The sequence below is a fragment of the Rhodococcus sp. P4_C10 genome, assembly GCF_056402135.1.
This window is the reverse complement of sequence record NZ_JBFUHZ010000011.1, coordinates 46931-65594: the sequence shown is the minus strand read 5'-3', so window position 1 is coordinate 65594 and position 18664 is coordinate 46931. Positions and strand designations below refer to the sequence as shown.

The following is an 18664-nucleotide window of genomic DNA, read 5'->3' as shown; positions in this document are numbered from 1 at the left end:
TTCGAGCGGCGTTCGCCACGGATCCGCGCCCCCGGCCCTGTGCCCGGGGCGCGGATCTGTTTTCTCACACCGCCGACAGTAGGTTAGGCTGCCCTTTGTGAAGCTCCCTCTGCGTCTCGGTGTCGCCGCCCTCGCCCTCGCCACACTGGTCGGCTGCTCGGCCGACACCGGCAACTCCGACAGTGCCGCCTCCGGCGCCGACGGCTCCTTCCCCGTGAGCATCGACAACACCTTCGGCACCACCACCATCGACGGTGCCCCCGAGCGGCTCGTCACCATGGGCTGGAACGCGCAGGACGTGCTCTACGCGCTCGGGCTCTCGCCCGTCGGCCAGCCGAGGTACAGCTACGGCGCCACCCCGGCCGGCGTCATGCCGTGGACGGAGAAGTACTTCGACCCCACCGAGACCACGCTGTACGAGGACCCCCCGGCCGGCGAACCGTCGATCGAGGCGATCGCCGCCCTCGCGCCCGACACGATCCTCGCCCCGTACGAGGGCTTCGACGAGGCCTACTACGACAAGCTCAGTGCACTCGCACCGACCGTCGCCTACCCCGGCGGCGCCTGGCAGACCACCTGGCAGGACCAGACCACCCTCGTCGGCCGGGCGGTCGGCAGGCCCGAGGAGGCCCGCGGCCTGATCGACGGGCTCGACGCGACACTGTCGGAGACCGCCGCGGCGCACCCCGAGTTCGCGGGCAAGACCCTGGCCGTGGTCAACCTCGACACCGCCGCGGGCGAGGCCAACGTGTACCTCCCCACCGATCCCCGCGTGCAGGTGCTGACCGAACTGGGCTTCGTCAACGCACCGGGAGTCGAGGCGCTGGCCAAGGACAACCCGGCAGGCAACTTCTTCAAGTCGATCTCGCTCGAGAACCTCCGCGACATCGACGCGGACGTGGTCGTCGGATTCGTGGGCGTGGCCGGCGGTACGGCACCCGATCCCGCGCTCGCACAGCTCTCGGCCTTCGGCCGGGGCTCGGCGGTGGTGCTGAGTGACGAACAGGTCATCTCCGGCCTGAGCAGCGTGAGTGTCCTGAGCGTCCCGTGGGTGCTGGACAAGATCGTCCCGCAGCTCGCCGCGGCCGCCCGCCGGGCCGGCTGAACGTCGCGGCGCTCCCGAGGAGTGGGCGCTGAAATGTGGGCACCGGGACCGAGCGCGCAGTAGCGTTCGATCCAGTCCCCGGGTGTTGTACGACGCAATGGGGCGTCGACCGCGGGGCCCAAGGGGCCGATGATGTCACCCAGCGACACAGTCTTCGGTGGACCAGGATCGAGCGCGGCGAAGGCCGACGTCGCGCACGCGGTGATGTTCTCCGCCGCCGCCGCGCTCGGCGGCTTCCTCTTCGGCTACGACACCGCGGTCATCAACGGCGCGGTGGGCGCCATCCGGGACAAGTACGACATCGGCGCGGGCGGCACGGGTCTGACCGTGTCGCTGACCCTGCTCGGCGCCGCGCTCGGCGCCTGGATCGCGGGCACCCTGGCGGACCGGCTCGGCCGCATCCGGGTGATGCAGCTCGCCTCGGTCATGTTCATCGTCGGGGCGATCGGGTCCGCGTTCCCGTTCACCGTCTACGACCTCACCGCCTGGCGGGTCCTCGGCGGCGTCGCGGTCGGCTTCGCGTCGGTGATCGCCCCCGCCTACATCGCGGAGATCTCCCCCGCCGCCATCCGCGGCCGCCTCGGGTCGATGTACCAGCTCGCCATCGTGCTGGGCATCGCCATCTCCCAGCTGGTCAACTACGCCCTCTCGTCGACGGCCGGCGGCGCTCGGGGCATGCTCGCGGGCGTCGAGGCCTGGCAGTGGATGCTGGCGCTCGAGGCAGTGCCGGCCGCGCTCTACCTGATCATGACGTTCACCATCCCGGAGTCGCCCCGGTACCTGGTCGCACGGGGCCACGACGACGACGCCCGCGCCATCATCTCCGAGCTCGAGGGCGGCGACCACGACGCGGTGACCCATCGGATGGACGAGATCCGGAACTCGCTCAGCGAGCACCGGACCAAGACCACTGTGCGAGAACTGTTCTCCCGCAAGCTCGGTGTCGCACCGCTGGTCTGGATCGGCATGGCCCTCGCGGCGCTGCAGCAGTTCGTCGGCATCAACGTGATCTTCTACTACTCGAGCACGCTGTGGCAGGCCGTCGGATTCGGCGAGGACCGGTCGCTGTTCATCAGCGTGGTCAGCGCGATGGTCAACATCGTCGGCACCTTCGTCGCGATCGCGGTGATCGACCGGATCGGCCGTAAACCGCTGCTGCTCATCGGTTCCGTCGGCATGGCACTCTCGCTCGGGACCGCCGCCGTCTGCTTCCACTCGGCGGTGGTGACCACCAACGACATCGGCGAGTCCGTCGCGACCCTCGAAGGCACCAACGCGACCGTCGCACTGGTCGCGGCCAACGCGTTCGTCTTCTTCTTCGCGTTCTCGTGGGGCCCGGTGGTGTGGGTGCTGATCAGCGAGATGTTCCCCAACCGGGTGCGCGCGGCGGCGGTCGGCATCGCCACCGCCGCCAACTGGGTGGCGAACTTCCTGGTCTCCTCGACCTTCCCGGCACTGGCCGACTGGAACCTCTCGCTCACCTACGGCGTCTACGCCGTGATGGCCATCGTGTCACTGTTCGTGGTGTCCCGGTTCGTCACCGAAACCCGCGGTCGCACCCTCGAACAGGCGGGCTGACGCCGGACCGACTCACACGGGGTCGGTCGCTGTCGACACCGTGAACCGCAGGGCCGGCGGCGCGGCGTCGGTGTTGGTCGGGTCCGGACCGGGGCCCGGTGTCGTGCGAACGGCTTCGGGGATCGCCCGCGGCGAGGCCGGGAGATCCGGCGCGTCACGCCAGTACGGCCGTGCCTCCTGCAGTTCGAGCACAAGAGAGACCAGTCCCGCCTCGTCCCACGGGCGCCCGCCCACCTGGACCCCGAAGGGGATGCCGGTGGCCGCGGACCGACCGGCCGGCGTACAGACGACGGGCGCGCCGCTGAGGTTCGCCCACTGCGCCGCGCCGTTGACGTACTGTCCCGGGCCGCCGCCCCGCCGCATCCCGTCGTGGATGGTGCCTGGTACCAGCACCGCGTCCAGTCGCGCCTCGGCGAACAGGCGGTTGTAGGCACGCTGATAGGTGGCGCGCTCGCGGTTGAGCTTCAACTGGTCGGCGACCGGCCCGGCGAGGGACGCGACGGCAGCGGTGACCTGCGCCGCGTTCACCGCGTCGTAGGACCCGACCCGGTCCGTGAACTGCTGGTGGTAGGCCCCTGCCTCGAACTGGTCTCCAAGCAGCAGCCCCTTCGGCAGCGGGGGCATCGTGACATCGACGATCTCGCCGCCGAGTTCGCGCACCAGCCCCAGGAAGTCGTCGAACAGGGCGGCGGTTGCCTCCGGCAGATCGTCGCTCACGGTTGCGGGAAGGCCGAATCGCTTTCCCGCCAAGGGCTTCCGGCCGCCGCGGGCGACGAGTGGGTAGCCGTCGGCACCGACGTCCGGCCCCAACTCGGTGACGACGTCGTTGGCGTCCGGGCCCGCCATGTGGGAGAGCAACAGTGCGGCGTCGGCAACGCTGCGCCCCATTGCGCCGACGTGGTCACGGTTCCATGCCAACGGGATCACCCCGTAGGTGCTGCATCGGCCGAACGTCGGCTTGATCGAGGTGACACCGCAGACGGACGCAGGGAACCGGATGGAGCCACCGGTGTCGGTTCCCACGGCCAGCGGGGTGAATCTCGCCGCGAGCGCCGCTGCGCTACCACCCGAGGACCCGCCGACCGACGCCGCCGTGTCCCAGGGATTCCCAGTCTGCGGAGTGCCGGCGCCGAGGGCAAACTCGTGGGTGTGCGCGTGACCCAACAGGACCATGCCCGACTCACCGAGACGACGCCACACGGTCGAGTCACCCGCGGCGATGTTGCCCTCCAGGACACGACTCGACGCGGTCAGCGGCAGGCCCTTGACCGCGAACAGGTCCTTGAGCGCGATGGGCAGACCGCACACCAGCGGTGCGGCGCCGTCACGACGCACCCCGTCCGCGGAGAGCCTCGCCCCGGCGCGCTCGGCCTGTTCGCGCGCGACCTCGGGGTAGATGCGCACCCAAGACCCGATGTCGCCGTCGTGTCCGGCGCTACGGGTGAGACACGCCTCCAGCAACTCCCGCGGATGCAACTTACGCGCCTGCAGCAGGCTGGCCGCCTCGACTGCGCTGAGCAGCGCGGGGTCGGTCACGGTGATCGAATCGACGTCCGGCAGCGTGCGCTCGCGTCGGTGGATCCGCTCGCCCGCGGCCGCCCGGCCGCCCAGTCCGACCGCGGCAGCGCCGACCCCCGCTCCGGTGATGAACGTCCTACGTGACAAACCCTTGCGCATCGGCTGCTCCCAGTTGAACTGTCATCACCGACCGGAGAATACCTGGACAAGCGTTCAGTGCAGGTCGAATCCCGGGATTCGAGACGGGGTAGGCCGGATCGGACGTGGGTTCCCGGTCCGATCCGCAGCTTGCCGAGCGACCGGCCCTAGCCGATGCCGGGCGTGCCGGTACCCAGCCCAGACTCGGCCTGCTGCTCGTCCGTGTGCATCCCCGCCACCCAGCCGGTGATCTGACGGGCCAGGTCCTGAGCCGTCAGCCCGACCTCGGCCAGGATCTGGTCGCGGGAGGCATGGTCGAGGAAGCGCTGCGGGATGCCGGCATCGCGGGCCGGGGTGTCCACGCCGGCCGCCCGCAACGCCGCCGACACCGACGCGCCGATCCCGCCCTGCACGCCGCTGTCCTCGAGCGTGACGACCAACCGGAACTTCGCCCCCAACTCGATCACGGACGCCGGCACCGGCAGCACCCAGCGCGGGTCCACGACGGTCGCGGTGATGCCCTGCTGCCCGAGCCGCGTCGCGGTCTCGAGCGCCACCGTGGCGAACGGACCGACCGCCACGATCAGCACGTCACCGCCCTCGCCTTCCGGCCGGGCCAGCACGTCGACGCCGTCGGCGAGCCGCTCCACGGCCGGGATGTCTTCGGCGACAGCGCCCTTCGGGAAGCGCAGCGCGGTGGGACCGTCGTCGACGGCGAGCGCCTCACCGAGCTCCTCGCGCAGGGTGGCCGCGTCCCGCGGTGCGGCGACGCGCATCCTGGGCACGATCCCCAGCAGCGAGAAGTCCCACATGCCGTTGTGGCTGGCACCGTCCGGGCCGGTGACGCCGGCCCGGTCCAGGACCAGGGTCACCGGCTGGTCGAGCAGCGCGACGTCCATCAGCACCTGGTCGAAGGCACGGTTGAGGAAGGTCGAGTAGACGGCGACCACCGGGTGCAGGCCGCCCAGCGCCAGGCCCGCCGCGGACGTCATCGCGTGCTGCTCGGCGATGCCGACGTCGAACATCCGGTCCGGGAACCGCTCCCCGAACGCGGCGAGGCCGGTGGGACCGGGCATGGCCGCGGTGATCGCGACGATGTCCTCGCGCTGCTCGGCCTGCGCGATCAGCTCGCTGGAGAACACCGACGTCCAGTCCGGCGCGGACACCGTGGTCGCACGCCCGGTGCGCGGGTCGATCACGCCGGTCGCGTGCATCTGGTCGGCCTTGTGGTTCTCGGCGGGCGCGTAGCCCATGCCCTTGCGGGTCACGGCGTGCACGATCACCGGACCGCCGAAGTCCTTGGCCCGCCGCAGCGCCGACTCGAGCGCCGCCTGGTCGTGGCCGTCCACCGGACCGAGGTACTTGACGCCCAGGTCGGTGAACATCACCTGCGGGCTCACCATGTCCTTGATGCCGGCCTTCATGCCGTGCAGCAGCTGGTAGGCCGCCCGGCCGACCCACGGCATCTTCTTGACCATCCGGCGGCTGTTGTCGAGGACCTTCTCGTAGCCGGGCTGCAGCCGCAGCGCCGCGAGATGGTCGGCGAGGCCGCCGATCGTCGGGGCGTAGGAGCGGCCGTTGTCGTTGACGACGATGACCACCGACCGGTCCTTGCCGGCGGCGATGTTGTTGAGCGCCTCCCAGCACATGCCGCCGGTGAGCGCGCCGTCGCCGACGATCGCGACGACATGCCGGTCCTGACCGGTCAGCTCGAACGCCTTCGCCAGGCCGTCCGCGTACGACAGCGCCGCCGACGCGTGCGAGGACTCCACCCAGTCGTGATCGCTCTCGGCGCGACACGGGTAGCCCGACAGGCCGCCCTTCTTGCGCAGGGTGTCGAACTGGTCCATCCGGCCGGTGACCATCTTGTGCACGTAGGCCTGGTGTCCGGTGTCGAAGAGGATCGCGTCCCGCGGCGAGTCGAAGATCCGGTGCACGGCGAGGGTCAGCTCGACGACACCGAGGTTCGGACCGAGATGACCGCCCGTGGCGGAGACCTTGTGGACCAGGAAGTCCCGCGCCTCAGCGGCTAACTCACGCATCTCGGCGAGGCTCAGCCCCCGTAGATCGCCGGGCGTCTGGACTCGCGATAGGACACCCAACGAGATCGCTCCCTCCGAGGAACACCGCCGACCGCGTGTCGGTGGACCGGCCCAGTCTACGGAGCCTCATACCCACACCACCGCCAGGCGTGCCGACAGCCACGCCGGACAGCAACGCTGCCAGCTCATTATGCCCGCAATCGTGAGTCAGTTCACAGGCCGAAACCCCTAGGCTGATCGCCATGGGACGCATCGAGGACACCTCGCCGGGCAACGTCGTCGACCGGATCATCCACGAGGTGTACACGCTGTGCCGGGAGAACCGGGCGGGCGAACTCGCCGACTACATCCCCGAACTCGCCGCGGTCGAACCGGACGAGTTCTCGCTGTGCGTGGCCACCAGCGACGGCTACGTCTACCGCGCGGGCAACGCGGACACCGAGTTCACCATCCAGTCGATCTCCAAGCCCCTCACCTACGGCCTCGCGCTCGCCGACCACGGCGTCGACGCCGTCGCCCGGAAGATCGACGTCGAGCCGTCGGGCGAGCCGTTCAACGAGATCAGCCTGGACCCGGTGACCGAACGTCCCCGCAACCCGATGATCAACGCGGGCGCCATCACCTCCGCGTCGCTGATCCAGGGCGCGGACCCGGCGGAGCGATTCGAACGGTTGCGGCGCTGCTACTCCCTCTACGCGGGCCGGGACCTGGAACTCAACCAGGACGTGTACGCCTCGGAGTCCCGAACCGGACACCGAAACCGGGCGATCGGGCACATGCTGCGGTCCTTCGACATCGTCTCCGGCGACCCGGACGAGGCCGTGGACCTCTACTTCCGGCAGTGCTCGATCAACGTCACCTGCCGCGACCTCGCCCTGATGGCGGCCACGCTCGCGAACAACGGCGTCAACCCACTGACGCGGGAGCGGGCCCTGGCCCCGGACCTGGTGGAACGGGTCCTCAGCGTCATGACGTCCTGCGGCATGTACGACGCCGCCGGCGACTGGATCACGCAGGTCGGCCTGCCCGCGAAGAGCGGGGTCGGCGGCGGCGTCCTGGCGGTGCTGCCCGGTCAGATCGGGATCGCGGTGCACTCCCCCCGGCTCGACTCGCACGGCAACAGCGTCCGCGGCGTCCAGGCCTGCCGGGAGCTCTCGCGCACCCTCGAACTGCACTTCATGCACGTCACCCGGGCGGGCCGGTCCGCCATCCGGACCAGCTACTCCGTCTCCGAGGTGCCCTCGCGGCAGCGGCGCAGCGGGGCCGAGCTGTCCACGCTGGCCACCTACGGGAACCGGGCCCGGATCTACGAACTGCACGGCGACCTGCTGTTCTCGGGCGCGGAGACCGCGGTCCGCGCGATCGCCGAGCGCGGCACCGACCTCGAGGCACTGGTGGTGGACCTGCGCCGGGTCGACGACGTGAGCGCGGTGGCCCGCCGGATGCTCGACACCCAGCACGCGGAACTCGCCGAACGCGGGTGCCAGGCCGCGGTCGTCGACCCGGACGGGCGGCTCGGGCGCACCGCCTCGCGGCTCGGGTCCGGCGCCGCGGCGGGGCGGGTGTTCGTGGACCTCGACGTCGCGCTGGAGTGGTGCGAGGGCGTCCTGCTCGACCGGCACTGCACCGGCGAGCGGATCCCGGCGTCCATCGCGCTGGCCGAGCACCCGCTGCTGACCGCGCTGACCGACGACCAGTTCGCCCGGGTGAGCGGCGACCTCGAGCGCCGCACCGTCGCCCGGGGCGAGACGATCGTGCATCGCGGCGACCCGGCGGCCGGCATCTTCCTGATCCTCTCCGGCCAGGTCAGCCACCTGCTGCCCGGCGGGGACGGCCGCACCCACCGGATCACCTCGCTCTCGCCGGGCATGACGTTCGGCGAGATGACGACCCTGATCGGCGGCACCGCCCTGGGCGACATGCGGGCCGACACCGCGGTGACGCTGGCCCTGCTGACACCGGAGGCGTTCGCGGCGCTGACCGCGCAAGCGCCGCAACTCAAGTCGGCACTGCTCGAGCGTCTCGCGGCGGGCGCGTACGCGCAGCTCGACGCCGCCGTCCGGTCCGTCGCGCTGCGCGGTCCCGCGATGTGAACAATCTCTAATATTCATTTCCGTTCATTCCTCCGATCGGACAAGGTGAACGCCATGCACTCGCAGAGAGAACTGGCCATCCACACCGAGGGACTGGTGAAGCGGTTCGGGACGAACGTCGCGGTCGCCGGGGTGGACCTCGCGGTCCCCACCGGGGGCGTGTACGGCGTCCTCGGACCCAACGGGGCCGGCAAGACCACCACCATCCGGATGCTCGCCACCCTGCTGGAGATCGACGGCGGCACCGCCCGGGTCCTCGGGCACGACGTGGCCCGCGAGGCCGACGCCGTCCGCAGCAAGGTCTCGCTCACCGGCCAGTTCGCCTCCCTCGACGAGGACCTGACCGGCACCGAGAACCTGCTCCTGCTGGCCCGGCTGTTCGGCTTCTCCCGGGCCGCGGCCCGGGCGCGTTCCGAACAGCTGCTCACCGCGTTCGACCTGAGCGAGGCCGGCTCGCGCCAGGTCAAGACCTTCTCCGGCGGTATGCGCCGGCGCCTCGACATCGCCGCCAGCATCATCGTCACGCCCGAGCTGATCTTCCTCGACGAACCGACCACCGGGCTCGACCCGCGCAGCCGCAACCAGGTCTGGGAGATCGTCCGGGCGCTCGTCGCCGGCGGCACCACCGTCCTGCTGACCACCCAGTACCTCGACGAGGCCGACCAGCTCGCCGACCGCATCGCGGTGATCGACCACGGCAAGGTGATCGCCGAGGGCACCACCGGCGAGCTCAAGGCCTCGGTGGGATCCGGGGCGTTGCACGTCCGGGTCATGGACCCGTCCCAGCGGGCGGCCGCGGCGGTGCTGCTGACCGACGTGCTCGGGGTCGACGTGACCTCGGAGTCCGACCCGGCGGCGCTGACCGCCCGGATCAGCGACCCGAAGCGGGTGTCGCTGGCCCTGCCCGCGCTGGACGACGCCGGGATCGCGGTCGCGACGTTCGCCCTCGGCCAGCCCAGCCTGGACGAGGTGTTCCTGGCACTGACCGGCCACCCCGCGGAGTCCGAGTCCGAGTCCGGCCCCGCATCCGAGAACGACCCCACCGCACTGAAGGAGACCGCATCATGACCTCGACGACGGTGGCGAGCCCCACGGCGGCCGCGGTGGGCGACGTCCTGCAGCTGACCGGTCCACGACCGGCCCGGCCCAGCGCGTTGTCGGCATCGCTGTCCTTCGGCTGGCGGGCGCTGCTCAAGATCAAGCACGTGCCCGAGCAACTGTTCGACGTGACCATGTTCCCGATCATGTTCACGCTGATGTTCACCTACCTGTTCGGCGGCGCCCTGGCCGGTTCCACCGCCGACTACCTGCAGTTCCTGCTGCCCGGGATCCTGGTGCAGACGGTCGTGATGATCACCATGTACACCGGGCTGACCCTGAACAAGGACATCTCGGCGGGTGTCTTCGACCGGTTCCGGTCGCTGCCGATCTGGCGTCCGGCCCCACTGGTCGGCGCGCTCTTCGGGGACGTCGTCCGGTACACGATCGCGTCGACGATCGTGCTGCTGCTCGGCCTCGTCCTCGGCTTCCGGCCCGGGGGCGGCGTGGTCGGGGTGCTCGCGGCCGTGCTCCTGCTGCTGCTGTTCTCGTTCAGCATGTCCTGGATCTGGACGATGATCGCGATGGTGATGCGCAGCGAGCAGTCCGTGATCGGCGTGTCGATGATGATCCTGTTCCCGCTGACCTTCGCCAGCAACATCTTCGTGGACCCGGCGACCATGCCGGGCTGGCTGCAGGCCTTCGTCAACGCCAACCCGATCACCCACCTGGTGTCTGCCATCCGGGGCCTGATGGCGGGCAGCGTCGAGATCGCCGAGATCGCGGTGGTGTTCGGCTGGTGCGCCGGCTTCATGCTGATCTTCGGACCGCTCACCATGCGGCTGTACAACCGGAAGTCGTGACCGTGGAGACGCCGTCGGTGACCGTGCTCGGTCAGGGATCCGCGTCGGCCACGCCGGACCTGATGCGGGTGACCGTCACGGTGGAGGTGCGGCGGCCGGACGTGGCGGGCGCCTTCGCGCGGGCCGGGGTCGCGGCCCGCGCGGTGTCGGCGGCGCTGCGGGACGCGGGCGTCGCGGACGCGGACCTGTCGACCACCGGCCTGGGGGTGCAGGCCGACACCGTCTGGCAGGAGAACCACGGCCAGAAGGTGGTCGGCTACCTCGCGAGCAGCACCCTGTCGGTCACGCTCCGGGACCTGTCGGATCCGGGGCGGGTGATCGCGGACTGCGTCGCCGCAGGCGGGGACGACGTCCGGCTCGGCGGGCTCGACCTGGGCTTCGCCGACCAGTCCGACCTGCTCGCCCGGGCCCGCGAGGCCGCCTACGCGGACGCACGCGCGAAGGCCGAGCAGTACGCGCGGCTGTCCGGGCGCGCCCTCGGCGCGGTGCTCGAGGTGACCGAGACACCCGACGCGCCGGGGCCGCGGCCGATGCTGCGGGCGATGGCCGCCCCCGCCGCCGACGCCTCGATGCCCGTCGAGCGCGGCGAGAGCACGGTCGCCGCCTCGGTCCGGGTGTGCTGGGCGCTGGCCTGACGCCGCAGACCTCTCCGACACGCGGAAGGCCCCGACGCGCCGGCGTCGGGGCCTTCCGTCGGATCTGAGGGGATCTAGACCTTCGCGTACTCCTCGTCCAGCTCGGACGGCTCGAGGTCGATGGTGGTACGCAGCGGCTTGTTCGGCAGGAAGACCACCGCGACCACCGTGATCACCGAGACCGCCGCCGAGACCAGGAAGATCAGCCCGGTGGCGTCGCCGTAGGACATCCGGACGACCTCCTGCACCGGCTCGGGGAGCACCGCCAGGTTCAGGTTGCCGCCGCCCTGACCGTGGGTGTCGATGCCTAGCGTCGCGAGGCCCGTCGCGGTCAGTTCGGAGACGCGGGTGGCCAGGACCGATCCGAGAACCGAGACGCCGATCGCGCCGCCGAAGGTCCGGAAGAACGCCACCACACTGCTGGCCGCGCCGATGTCCTGCACGCTGACGGTGTTCTGCACCGCGAGCACGACGTTCTGCATCAGCATGCCGGTACCCAGACCCAGCACCGCAATCATCGCCCCGATCACCCACATGTGCGTCTCGTGGTCGACGGTGCCCAGCATCAGGAAGCCGACGAGCTGCAGCACCGCGCCGGCCACGACGAAGCTCTTCCACTTGCCGAACTTGGTGATCAGCTGGCCGGAGCCGACGGTGCCCAGGAGCATGCCGAGGACCATCGGGATGGTGAGCAGGCCGGCCTCGGTGGGCGAGTACCCGCGGGCGGTCTGGAAGTACTGACCGAGGAACGTGGTGGCGCCGAAGAGCCCGACGCCGACGGCGACCGAGGAGATGATCGCCAGCGCGGTGGTGCGCTCCATGACGATCTTCAGCGGGATGATCGGCGACTTGGCGCGGCTCTCGACGAGGACCGTCAGCACGAGCAGCACCACGCCGGCGCCGACCATCAGGACCGACTCGGTGGAGATCCAGTCGTAGTAGGCGGCCTTGCCGGCGAAGGAGACCCACACCAGCAGCACGGAAACGCCGGCGGTGAGCAGGGTGGCGCCGAGCCAGTCGATGGACACGCCGTCCTTGCGCACCGTCTCGATGTGCAGGGTCTTGTGCAGCAGGAACAGCGCGATCACGGCGAGCGGGACGCACACGAAGAAGCACCAGCGCCAGCCGAGGCCGTCGGCGATGACGCCGCCCGCGACCGGTCCGCCGGCCATGGCGACGGCCATGACGGCGCCCATGTAGCCGGAGTACCGGCCACGCTCACGCGGCGGGATGATGGTGCCGATGATCGCGACGACGAGCGCGGTCAGGCCACCCATGCCGATTCCCTGGATCACCCGGGCGCCGAGCAGGACCGGCACATTGTGGGACAGGCCCGCGATCACGGAACCGACCACGAAGATCACGATCGCGCTCTGGACCAGCAACTTCTTGTTGTACAGGTCGGCGAGCTTGCCCCAGATCGGAGTCGAGGCGGCGGTCGCCAGCAGCGAGGTGGTGATGACCCAGGCGTACTGGGTCTGGCTGCCGTTGAGGTCGCCGATGATCGTCGGCAGGGCCGTCGAGACGATGGTCGAACTGATCAACGCGGTGAACAGCGCGGCGAGCAGGCCGGCGAGGACCTCGAGGATCTGACGGTGAGTCATCAGCGGCGCGGCGCCCGGCGACGCCGACCGCGCCGCGGTGTTGTCTGTGACTGTCATGGGCGTGTGTCCCCCCGGAAATCGGTTTCGGTGGCGGCCACGGTCTGCCGTGCCGTCGGGTTGACGAAGGTGTCCTTGAGCCGACGCAGCGACGCGAGCGCGGTGTCCGCCTCGTCCTCGCTCCACGAGTCGAGCAGTGCGGTCAGCCGCCGTGTGCGGTCCGCCCGGTTTTCCTCGAGCAGTCGCAGGCCCGACTCCGACGCCTGCACCAGGCAGGCCCGGCCGTCGTCGGGATCGGGACGGCGCTCGACGAAGCCGGCGTCGAAGAGGTCGGCGATCTGCCTGCTCAGCGACGACTGGCTCACGCACAGGCCGGCGGCAAGGTCGCCCTGCCGGCGCGGTCCCCCGGTGGCCAACGAGTGCAGAACCCCCAGCAACGCCGGGGGCAGTCCGGTCTCGTCGTCCGCGAGCAGGACGTTGCGCAGCACCCGGCCGAAGAGGAACACCTCCTCGACGAGGTTCTCCGCGGTGGCGGGGTGTACCGACATTTCAATCCTCAAGGTAAAGAGCCATTAATGATGCTTGCAGTAAGCAACTATATATTGGTTGCATTACCCACACAATTGACTGTGACGGACCAGACACGGCCCCACCGCGCGCGGGACGGGCGGCGAAACGGTGTCGTCGCCGATCGGACGCCGGCAATCGCGCACTAGGCAACGAACCGAGCAGTTGCTAGGTTCGATGACCCGTACAACATTCGGAGGCTCTGTGTTACGTACGTCACGTGCTGTCGTCCTTGCGCTGTCCCTGGTCGCGTTGGTGTTGCCGTTCGGGGCAGCTGGCGCTCAGGCCCAGCCGCTGCCCGAGAACTACAACTTCTTCGCGGGCATCCCGGACGAGCTGACCAACCCCGGCGGGTCGCTGCCCGGATCGAACGACTTCTCGTGCAAGCCGTCGGCGGAGCATCCACGGCCGGTGGTACTGGTGCACGGCACCGGAGGTTCGCAGCAGACCAACTGGGGCGCATACGTCCCGATGCTCAAGAACGCCGGCTTCTGCGTGTTCGCCCTGACCTACGGCGCCATTCCCGGTGCGCCGTGGCCGATCTCGGCGATCGGCGGGATGGGTCCGATCGGTGAGAGCGCCGCCCAGTTCAAGACCTTCGTCGACCGGATCCGCTCGTCGACCGGTGCACAGACGGTGGATGTCGTCGGCCACTCGCAGGGCACGATCATCCCGACCTACTACCTCAAGCAACTGGGCGGCGAGGGGACCATCACCAACTACGTCTCCATCGCTCCCCCGTGGCGCGGCCTCACCACCCTCGGTGCGGACGGACTCCCCGCGCTCGCGAAGCGACTGGGCGTGCCGGAGTCCTCGGTACCCGTGTGCCAGGCGTGCGGCGAGATGACGGCCGAATCCGAGGTGGTCAAGAAGGTCAACGCCGGCGGCACCCCCTACGTCGAGGGCGTGAACTACACCAACATCTCCACCCGCTACGACGAGGCCATCCGGCTCGAACAGGGCCAGGTCCCGGGCCCGCCCGGGTACAACGTGACAAACATCGTGGTGCAGGACACGTGCTCGCAGGACTACTCCGAGCACGCGGCGATCGCGGGATCCAGGCGCGCGGCCTACATGACGCTCAATGCCCTGGACCCGGCGCACCCACGCGAGGTGCCGTGCATGTTCGTGCCCCCGTTCAGCGGCTGACCACAGCGTCCCTCTGAGGAGACGGTGCCGGCCCGCGCCTCCCGGGCCGGCCGGCACCGTACCCGCAACCGGTGCCCTACCTCGTCAACAGCGCCAAGCACTCCACATGATGGGTGAGCGGGAAGGCGTCGAACGCCCGCACCCGCTCGAGCCGGTAGCCCTGCGCCAGGTACAACCCCACGTCGCGGCCGAACGCTGCCGAGTCGCAGCCGATGTGTACCACCCGCTCCGCGCCCGCCGCGGCGACCGCCTCGACCACCTCGCGGCCCGCACCCGCCCGCGGCGGGTCCAGCACCACCGTCCGGACCGGACCGGGCAACTCGCCGACCACGGTTTCGACCCGATCCGCCCGCAACTGCACCTGGCCCAGGTCGCCGAGCGCGCGCCTGCCGTCCTCGACCGCGCCGCGGCCGGACTCCACCGACATCACCAGGCCCCGCTCGCCGACCCGGCTCGCCAGTTCCGCGGCGAACACACCGACCCCGCCGTAAAGGTCCCAGGCGGTGTCCCCGGGGGTCAGACCCGACCACTGCCCCACCGCGTCCGAGTAGGCGGCGGCGGCGCCGCGGTGCGCCTGCCAGAACCCGGTCGCGGACAGCTCCCAGGTCCTCTCCCCCMCCCGCTCCACCGCGCGGCCGGTGCCGAAGGCCACCCGCTCGCGGCGGGGCCGCGCCGAGGCCGCCCGCCGCGCCATGGCGCCGCGGCGGCCGGGACTGCGCCTGCCGGTCTGCGAGATCCGGGCCGGCTCGATCTCCACCACGTGCCGCGTGCCGTCCGCGTCGACGGTGACCTGCAGTTCGCCGCCGGGGCGCCAGCTCTGCTCCGCGAGCCCGTCGAACGCCCCCGCCACCGCCTGCGGGCACGCCAGTTCGGTGACAACCGCGCTGCTGCGGTACCCGTGGAAACCGGCCGCCCCCTGTCCGTCGACGGCCAGCCGGACCCGGGTGCGCCAGCCGGTGCCGTCGCCCGTGCCGGGCAGCTCCTCGACCTCGACGTCCCACTCCAGGCCCGCCAACCGGCGTAGCTGCTCGGCGACCACCGCGGCCTTCATCGACCGACCGGCGGCCGGCGTCGCGTGCGAGTAGTCGCAGCAGCCCGCGCCGCCCGGCCCGGAGATCGGGCACAGCGGCGCCACCCGGTCCGCGGAGGCCTCGAGCACCTCGACGGCGTCGGCCCGGCAGAACGAACCGCCGCGGTCCTCGGTGACCCGGGCCCGGACCAGTTCGCCCGGCAGCCCGTGCCGGACGAACACCACCCGTCCCTCGTGACGGGCGACGCAGAACCCGCCGTGCCCCGGATTGCCCAGGCGCAGATCGAATTCCAGCCCGAACCAGTTCTCGCTCATCTACCTACTTGCCTTCCGGTGCGTCGAAACCCCGACGCGTCGCGCCCGGCGCCGCCGACGGTTCGATCCGTCGGGCGCGTTCGCGGGCCTTCTCCGACGAACTGAGCTGCCAGGGCACGCTGGTGACCATCACGCCGGGCTGGAACAGCAGCCGGCTCTTGAGCCGCAGCGCGCTCTGGTTGTGCAGGATCTGCTCCCACCAGTGTCCGACCACGTACTCGGGGATGAAGACCGTCACCACGTCCCGCGGCGAGTCCCGACGGACCCGCCGGACGTAGTCGAGGATCGGCTTGGTGATCTCCCGGTACGGGGACTCGATCACCTTGAGCGGCACCGTGACGTCGCTGCGCTCCCACTCGCGCACCAGGGCGCGGGTGTCCGGCTCGTCGACGTTGACCGTCACCGCCTCGAGGGTGTCCGGCCGGGTGGCACGGGCGTAGGCCAGCGCGCGCATCGTCGGCATGTGCAGCTTGGAGACCAGGACGATCGAGTGGGTCCGACTGGGCAGCACGCCGTCCCACTCCTGCTCGTCCAGCTCGGCGGCGACGTTGTCGTAGTGCCGCCGGATCGACTTCATCACCAGGAAGATCGCGATCATCGCGACGATCGCGATCCAGGCGCCGGCGGCGAACTTGGTGATCAGCACGATGATCAGCACCGCGCCGGTCATGGCCAGGCCGATCGAGTTGATCACCCGGGAACGATGCATGCGCCGGCGCTGCGCCGGATCGGTCTCGGACTTCAGGTGCCGGGTCCAGTGCCGGATCATGCCGGTCTGGCTGAGCACGAACGAGACGAAGACGCCGACGATGTAGAGCTGGATCAGCTTGGTGACCTCGGCCCCGAACACCACCACGAACGCGATCGCCGCGCCGGAGAGGAACAGGATGCCGTTGCTGAACGCGAGCCGGTCGCCGCGGGTGTGCAGCTGGCGGGGCAGGTAGCGGTCCTGGGCCAGGATGGAGCCGAGCACCGGGAAGCCGTTGAAGGCCGTGTTGGCGGCCAGCACCAGGATCAGCGCGGTGACGATCGCGATGAAGTAGAAGCCGATCGGGAAGCCGGCGAACACCGCCTCCGCCAGCTGCGCGATGAGCGTCTTCTGCTGGTAGCCCTCGGGCGCGCCGGACAGCTGCTCGGCCGGGTTGTGGGCGTACACGATCCCGATCTTCTGGGCCAGGATGATGATGCCCATCAGCAGCACGATCGCGAAGGTGCCGAGCAGCAGCAGGGTGGTCGCGGCGTTGCGGGACTTGGGCTTCTGGAACGCGGGGACGCCGTTGCTGATCGCCTCGACGCCAGTCAGCGCGGCGCAGCCGGAGGAGAAGGCGCGGGCGATCAGGAAGGCGAATGCGATCCCGTACAGGTGCTGGTCCTCCGCGTTCAACGTGAAGCCGGACGAGACCGCGCGCACGTCGTCACCGAGCACGTAGATCCGGAACAGCCCCCACCCGAGCATCACGAACATGCCGACGATGAAGGCGTAGGTCGGGAGCGCGAAGGCGGTGCCGGACTCCCGGATGCCGCGCAGGTTGATCGCGGTGAGCAGCACGATGGCCACGACGGCGAACAGCACCTTGTGGGTCGCGACGAACGGCACCGCCGAACCGATGTTGGACGCCGCCGAGGAGATCGAGACCGCCACGGTGAGCACGTAGTCGACCATCAGGGCGCTGCCGACGGTCAGCCCCGCATTCGGACCGAGGTTGGTCGTCGCCACCTCGTAGTCGCCGCCGCCGGACGGGTACGCGTGCACGTTCTGGCGGTAGCTGGCCACCACCACCGCCATCACGACGCAGACGGCGAGGCCGATCCACGGGGTGTACGCATATGCCGAGATGCCGGCCACCGACAGCACCAGGAAAATTTCCTCGGGTGCGTAGGCGACCGACGACATCGCATCGGATGCGAACACGGGCAGCGCAATCCGCTTCGGCAAGAGGGTGTGCCCCAGCTTGTCGCTTCGGAACGGTCTACCCACCAACAGCCGCTTCGTGGCGGTCGAGAGCTTTGACACTGGCAAAGCGTAAGCCGTCGGAACCGATCCAGTGCCATCGCACGCCAACTCGCGGTCCAATACGGACAACGGCACGGGCCGGCGACGCCGAATACCGACGGCGCGCGGCACCGCCGCGGCGGGGGCGGTAGCGTTCCACCGACCGGTCGCCGCCACCGCGGCGACCCCAACCAGAGCGTCGGGAGCCCGACGAGCGGAGGCCAGCGGTGTATGTAGTCGTGATGGGGTGCGGCCGAGTCGGATCTGCCCTCGCGGCGGGTCTGAGCCGGATCGGCCACGAGGTCGCGATCATCGACCGGGACCCCGAGTCGTTCCGGCGGCTCGACCCCGAGTTCACCGGCAAGCGGGTGGTCGGCATGGGATTCGACCGCGACGTGCTGATCAAGGCCGGCATCGAGCGGGCAGAGGCGTTCGCGGCGGTGTCTTCCGGCGACAACTCGAACATCATCTCCGCCCGGGTGGCCCGGGAGACCTTCGGCGTCAGCCGGGTCGTCGCGCGGATCTACGACGCCAAGCGCGCCGCCGTGTACGAACGCCTGGGCATCCCGACCGTCGCGACCGTGCCGTGGACGACCGACCGGTTCCTGCACCACCTCACCCGGGAGTCCGACACCACCAAGTGGCGCGATCCCACCGGCACCGTGGAGGTGGCCGAACTCGCGTTGCACGAGGACTGGGTGGGGCACTCGGTCGCGGAGCTCGAGGAATTCACCGCCTCGCGGGTGGCCTTCCTGATCCGGTTCGGCACCGGCGTGTTGCCGGACCGCAAGACCGTCATCCAGGCCGACGACCAGGTGTACGTCGCCGCGGTGTCGGGGCGGGCCGCCGAGGCCCTCGCCCTGGCCACGACCCCGCCGCCGGCGGACGCGTGAGCGCCCCCGCCGCGGCAGCGGCAGTGGCATCAGCCGCGGCAGCAGCAGTGGCAGCAGCCGCGTCGGCGGCCGTGACCTGTCCGTCCACCAACCTGATCGGAGGGAC

The 18664-nt window shown here is 70.4% G+C and carries 14 protein-coding genes; 8 read left to right on the top strand and 6 right to left on the bottom strand.

The window, feature by feature from the left end; genetic code table 11:
- Window positions 1-97: 97 nt before the first annotated feature.
- Entirely contained in the window at window positions 98-1105 is a 1008-nt protein-coding gene (locus tag AC1DWC_RS10230; protein WP_477907692.1) for an iron-siderophore ABC transporter substrate-binding protein, read from the top strand.
- Between the two features lie 132 nt (window positions 1106-1237).
- Window positions 1238-2683, top strand: a complete 1446-nt coding sequence (locus AC1DWC_RS10225; RefSeq protein WP_477907892.1) for a sugar porter family MFS transporter — start codon at window positions 1238-1240, stop codon at window positions 2681-2683.
- Window positions 2684-2695: 12 nt separating this feature from the next.
- Here the strand turns inward: AC1DWC_RS10225 and AC1DWC_RS10220 are convergent, their stop codons facing one another.
- The gene (locus tag AC1DWC_RS10220; protein WP_477907690.1) at window positions 2696-4360 is read right to left on the bottom strand and encodes an amidase; all 1665 of its coding nucleotides are present in this window, start codon (window positions 4358-4360) and stop codon (window positions 2696-2698) included.
- A 146-nt stretch (window positions 4361-4506) separates the two neighbouring features.
- Window positions 4507-6441, bottom strand: a complete 1935-nt coding sequence (gene dxs, locus AC1DWC_RS10215) for a 1-deoxy-D-xylulose-5-phosphate synthase (RefSeq protein ID WP_477907688.1) — start codon at window positions 6439-6441, stop codon at window positions 4507-4509.
- A 182-nt stretch (window positions 6442-6623) separates the two neighbouring features.
- Between dxs and glsA the strand changes: the two genes are divergently transcribed.
- Genes glsA through AC1DWC_RS10195 form a run of 4 tightly spaced genes read left to right on the top strand, consistent with a single transcriptional unit; the run spans window position 6624 to window position 11010 of the window.
- A complete protein-coding gene (gene glsA / locus AC1DWC_RS10210; protein ID WP_477907686.1) occupies window positions 6624-8474 on the top strand; it encodes a glutaminase A in 1851 nt (616 codons plus the stop codon).
- Window positions 8475-8528: 54 nt separating this feature from the next.
- Window positions 8529-9542 (top strand): ATP-binding cassette domain-containing protein, encoded by a 1014-nt coding sequence (locus tag AC1DWC_RS10205; RefSeq protein WP_477907684.1) that lies wholly within the window; start codon window positions 8529-8531, stop codon window positions 9540-9542.
- Entirely contained in the window at window positions 9539-10375 is an 837-nt protein-coding gene (locus tag AC1DWC_RS10200; protein WP_477907682.1) for an ABC transporter permease, read from the top strand. Before AC1DWC_RS10205 ends, AC1DWC_RS10200 begins: the two co-directional genes overlap by 4 nt.
- Window positions 10372-11010 (top strand): SIMPL domain-containing protein, encoded by a 639-nt coding sequence (locus tag AC1DWC_RS10195; protein ID WP_477907680.1) that lies wholly within the window; start codon window positions 10372-10374, stop codon window positions 11008-11010. The genes AC1DWC_RS10200 and AC1DWC_RS10195 overlap by 4 nt, the downstream gene beginning before the upstream one ends.
- Window positions 11011-11084: 74 nt before the next feature.
- Here AC1DWC_RS10195 and AC1DWC_RS10190 read toward each other — a convergent pair whose 3' ends face one another.
- Window positions 11085-12614 carry an MDR family MFS transporter gene (locus tag AC1DWC_RS10190; protein WP_477907890.1) on the bottom strand — a complete coding sequence of 510 codons (1530 nt, stop codon included), beginning with the start codon at window positions 12612-12614 and terminating at the stop codon, window positions 11085-11087.
- 53 nt (window positions 12615-12667) lie between these two features.
- Window positions 12668-13159: a MarR family winged helix-turn-helix transcriptional regulator gene (locus AC1DWC_RS10185; RefSeq protein WP_477907678.1), complete on the bottom strand. Its 492-nt coding sequence runs from the start codon at window positions 13157-13159 to the stop codon at window positions 12668-12670.
- Between the two features lie 196 nt (window positions 13160-13355).
- Between AC1DWC_RS10185 and AC1DWC_RS10180 the strand changes: the two genes are divergently transcribed.
- Window positions 13356-14327 carry an esterase/lipase family protein gene (locus AC1DWC_RS10180; RefSeq protein WP_477907676.1) on the top strand — a complete coding sequence of 324 codons (972 nt, stop codon included), beginning with the start codon at window positions 13356-13358 and terminating at the stop codon, window positions 14325-14327.
- 76 nt (window positions 14328-14403) lie between these two features.
- Here AC1DWC_RS10180 and AC1DWC_RS10175 read toward each other — a convergent pair whose 3' ends face one another.
- Window positions 14404-15672 (bottom strand): class I SAM-dependent RNA methyltransferase, encoded by a 1269-nt coding sequence (locus tag AC1DWC_RS10175; RefSeq protein WP_477907674.1) that lies wholly within the window; start codon window positions 15670-15672, stop codon window positions 14404-14406.
- Between the two features lie 4 nt (window positions 15673-15676).
- The gene (locus AC1DWC_RS10170) at window positions 15677-17686 is read right to left on the bottom strand and encodes an APC family permease (protein ID WP_477907672.1); all 2010 of its coding nucleotides are present in this window, start codon (window positions 17684-17686) and stop codon (window positions 15677-15679) included.
- A 206-nt stretch (window positions 17687-17892) separates the two neighbouring features.
- On the opposite strand from AC1DWC_RS10170, the gene AC1DWC_RS10165 reads away from it, so the two are divergent.
- On the top strand, window positions 17893-18558 hold the full coding sequence (locus AC1DWC_RS10165) for a potassium channel family protein (protein ID WP_477907670.1): 666 nt from the start codon (window positions 17893-17895) through the stop codon (window positions 18556-18558).
- Window positions 18559-18664 lie beyond the last annotated feature (106 nt).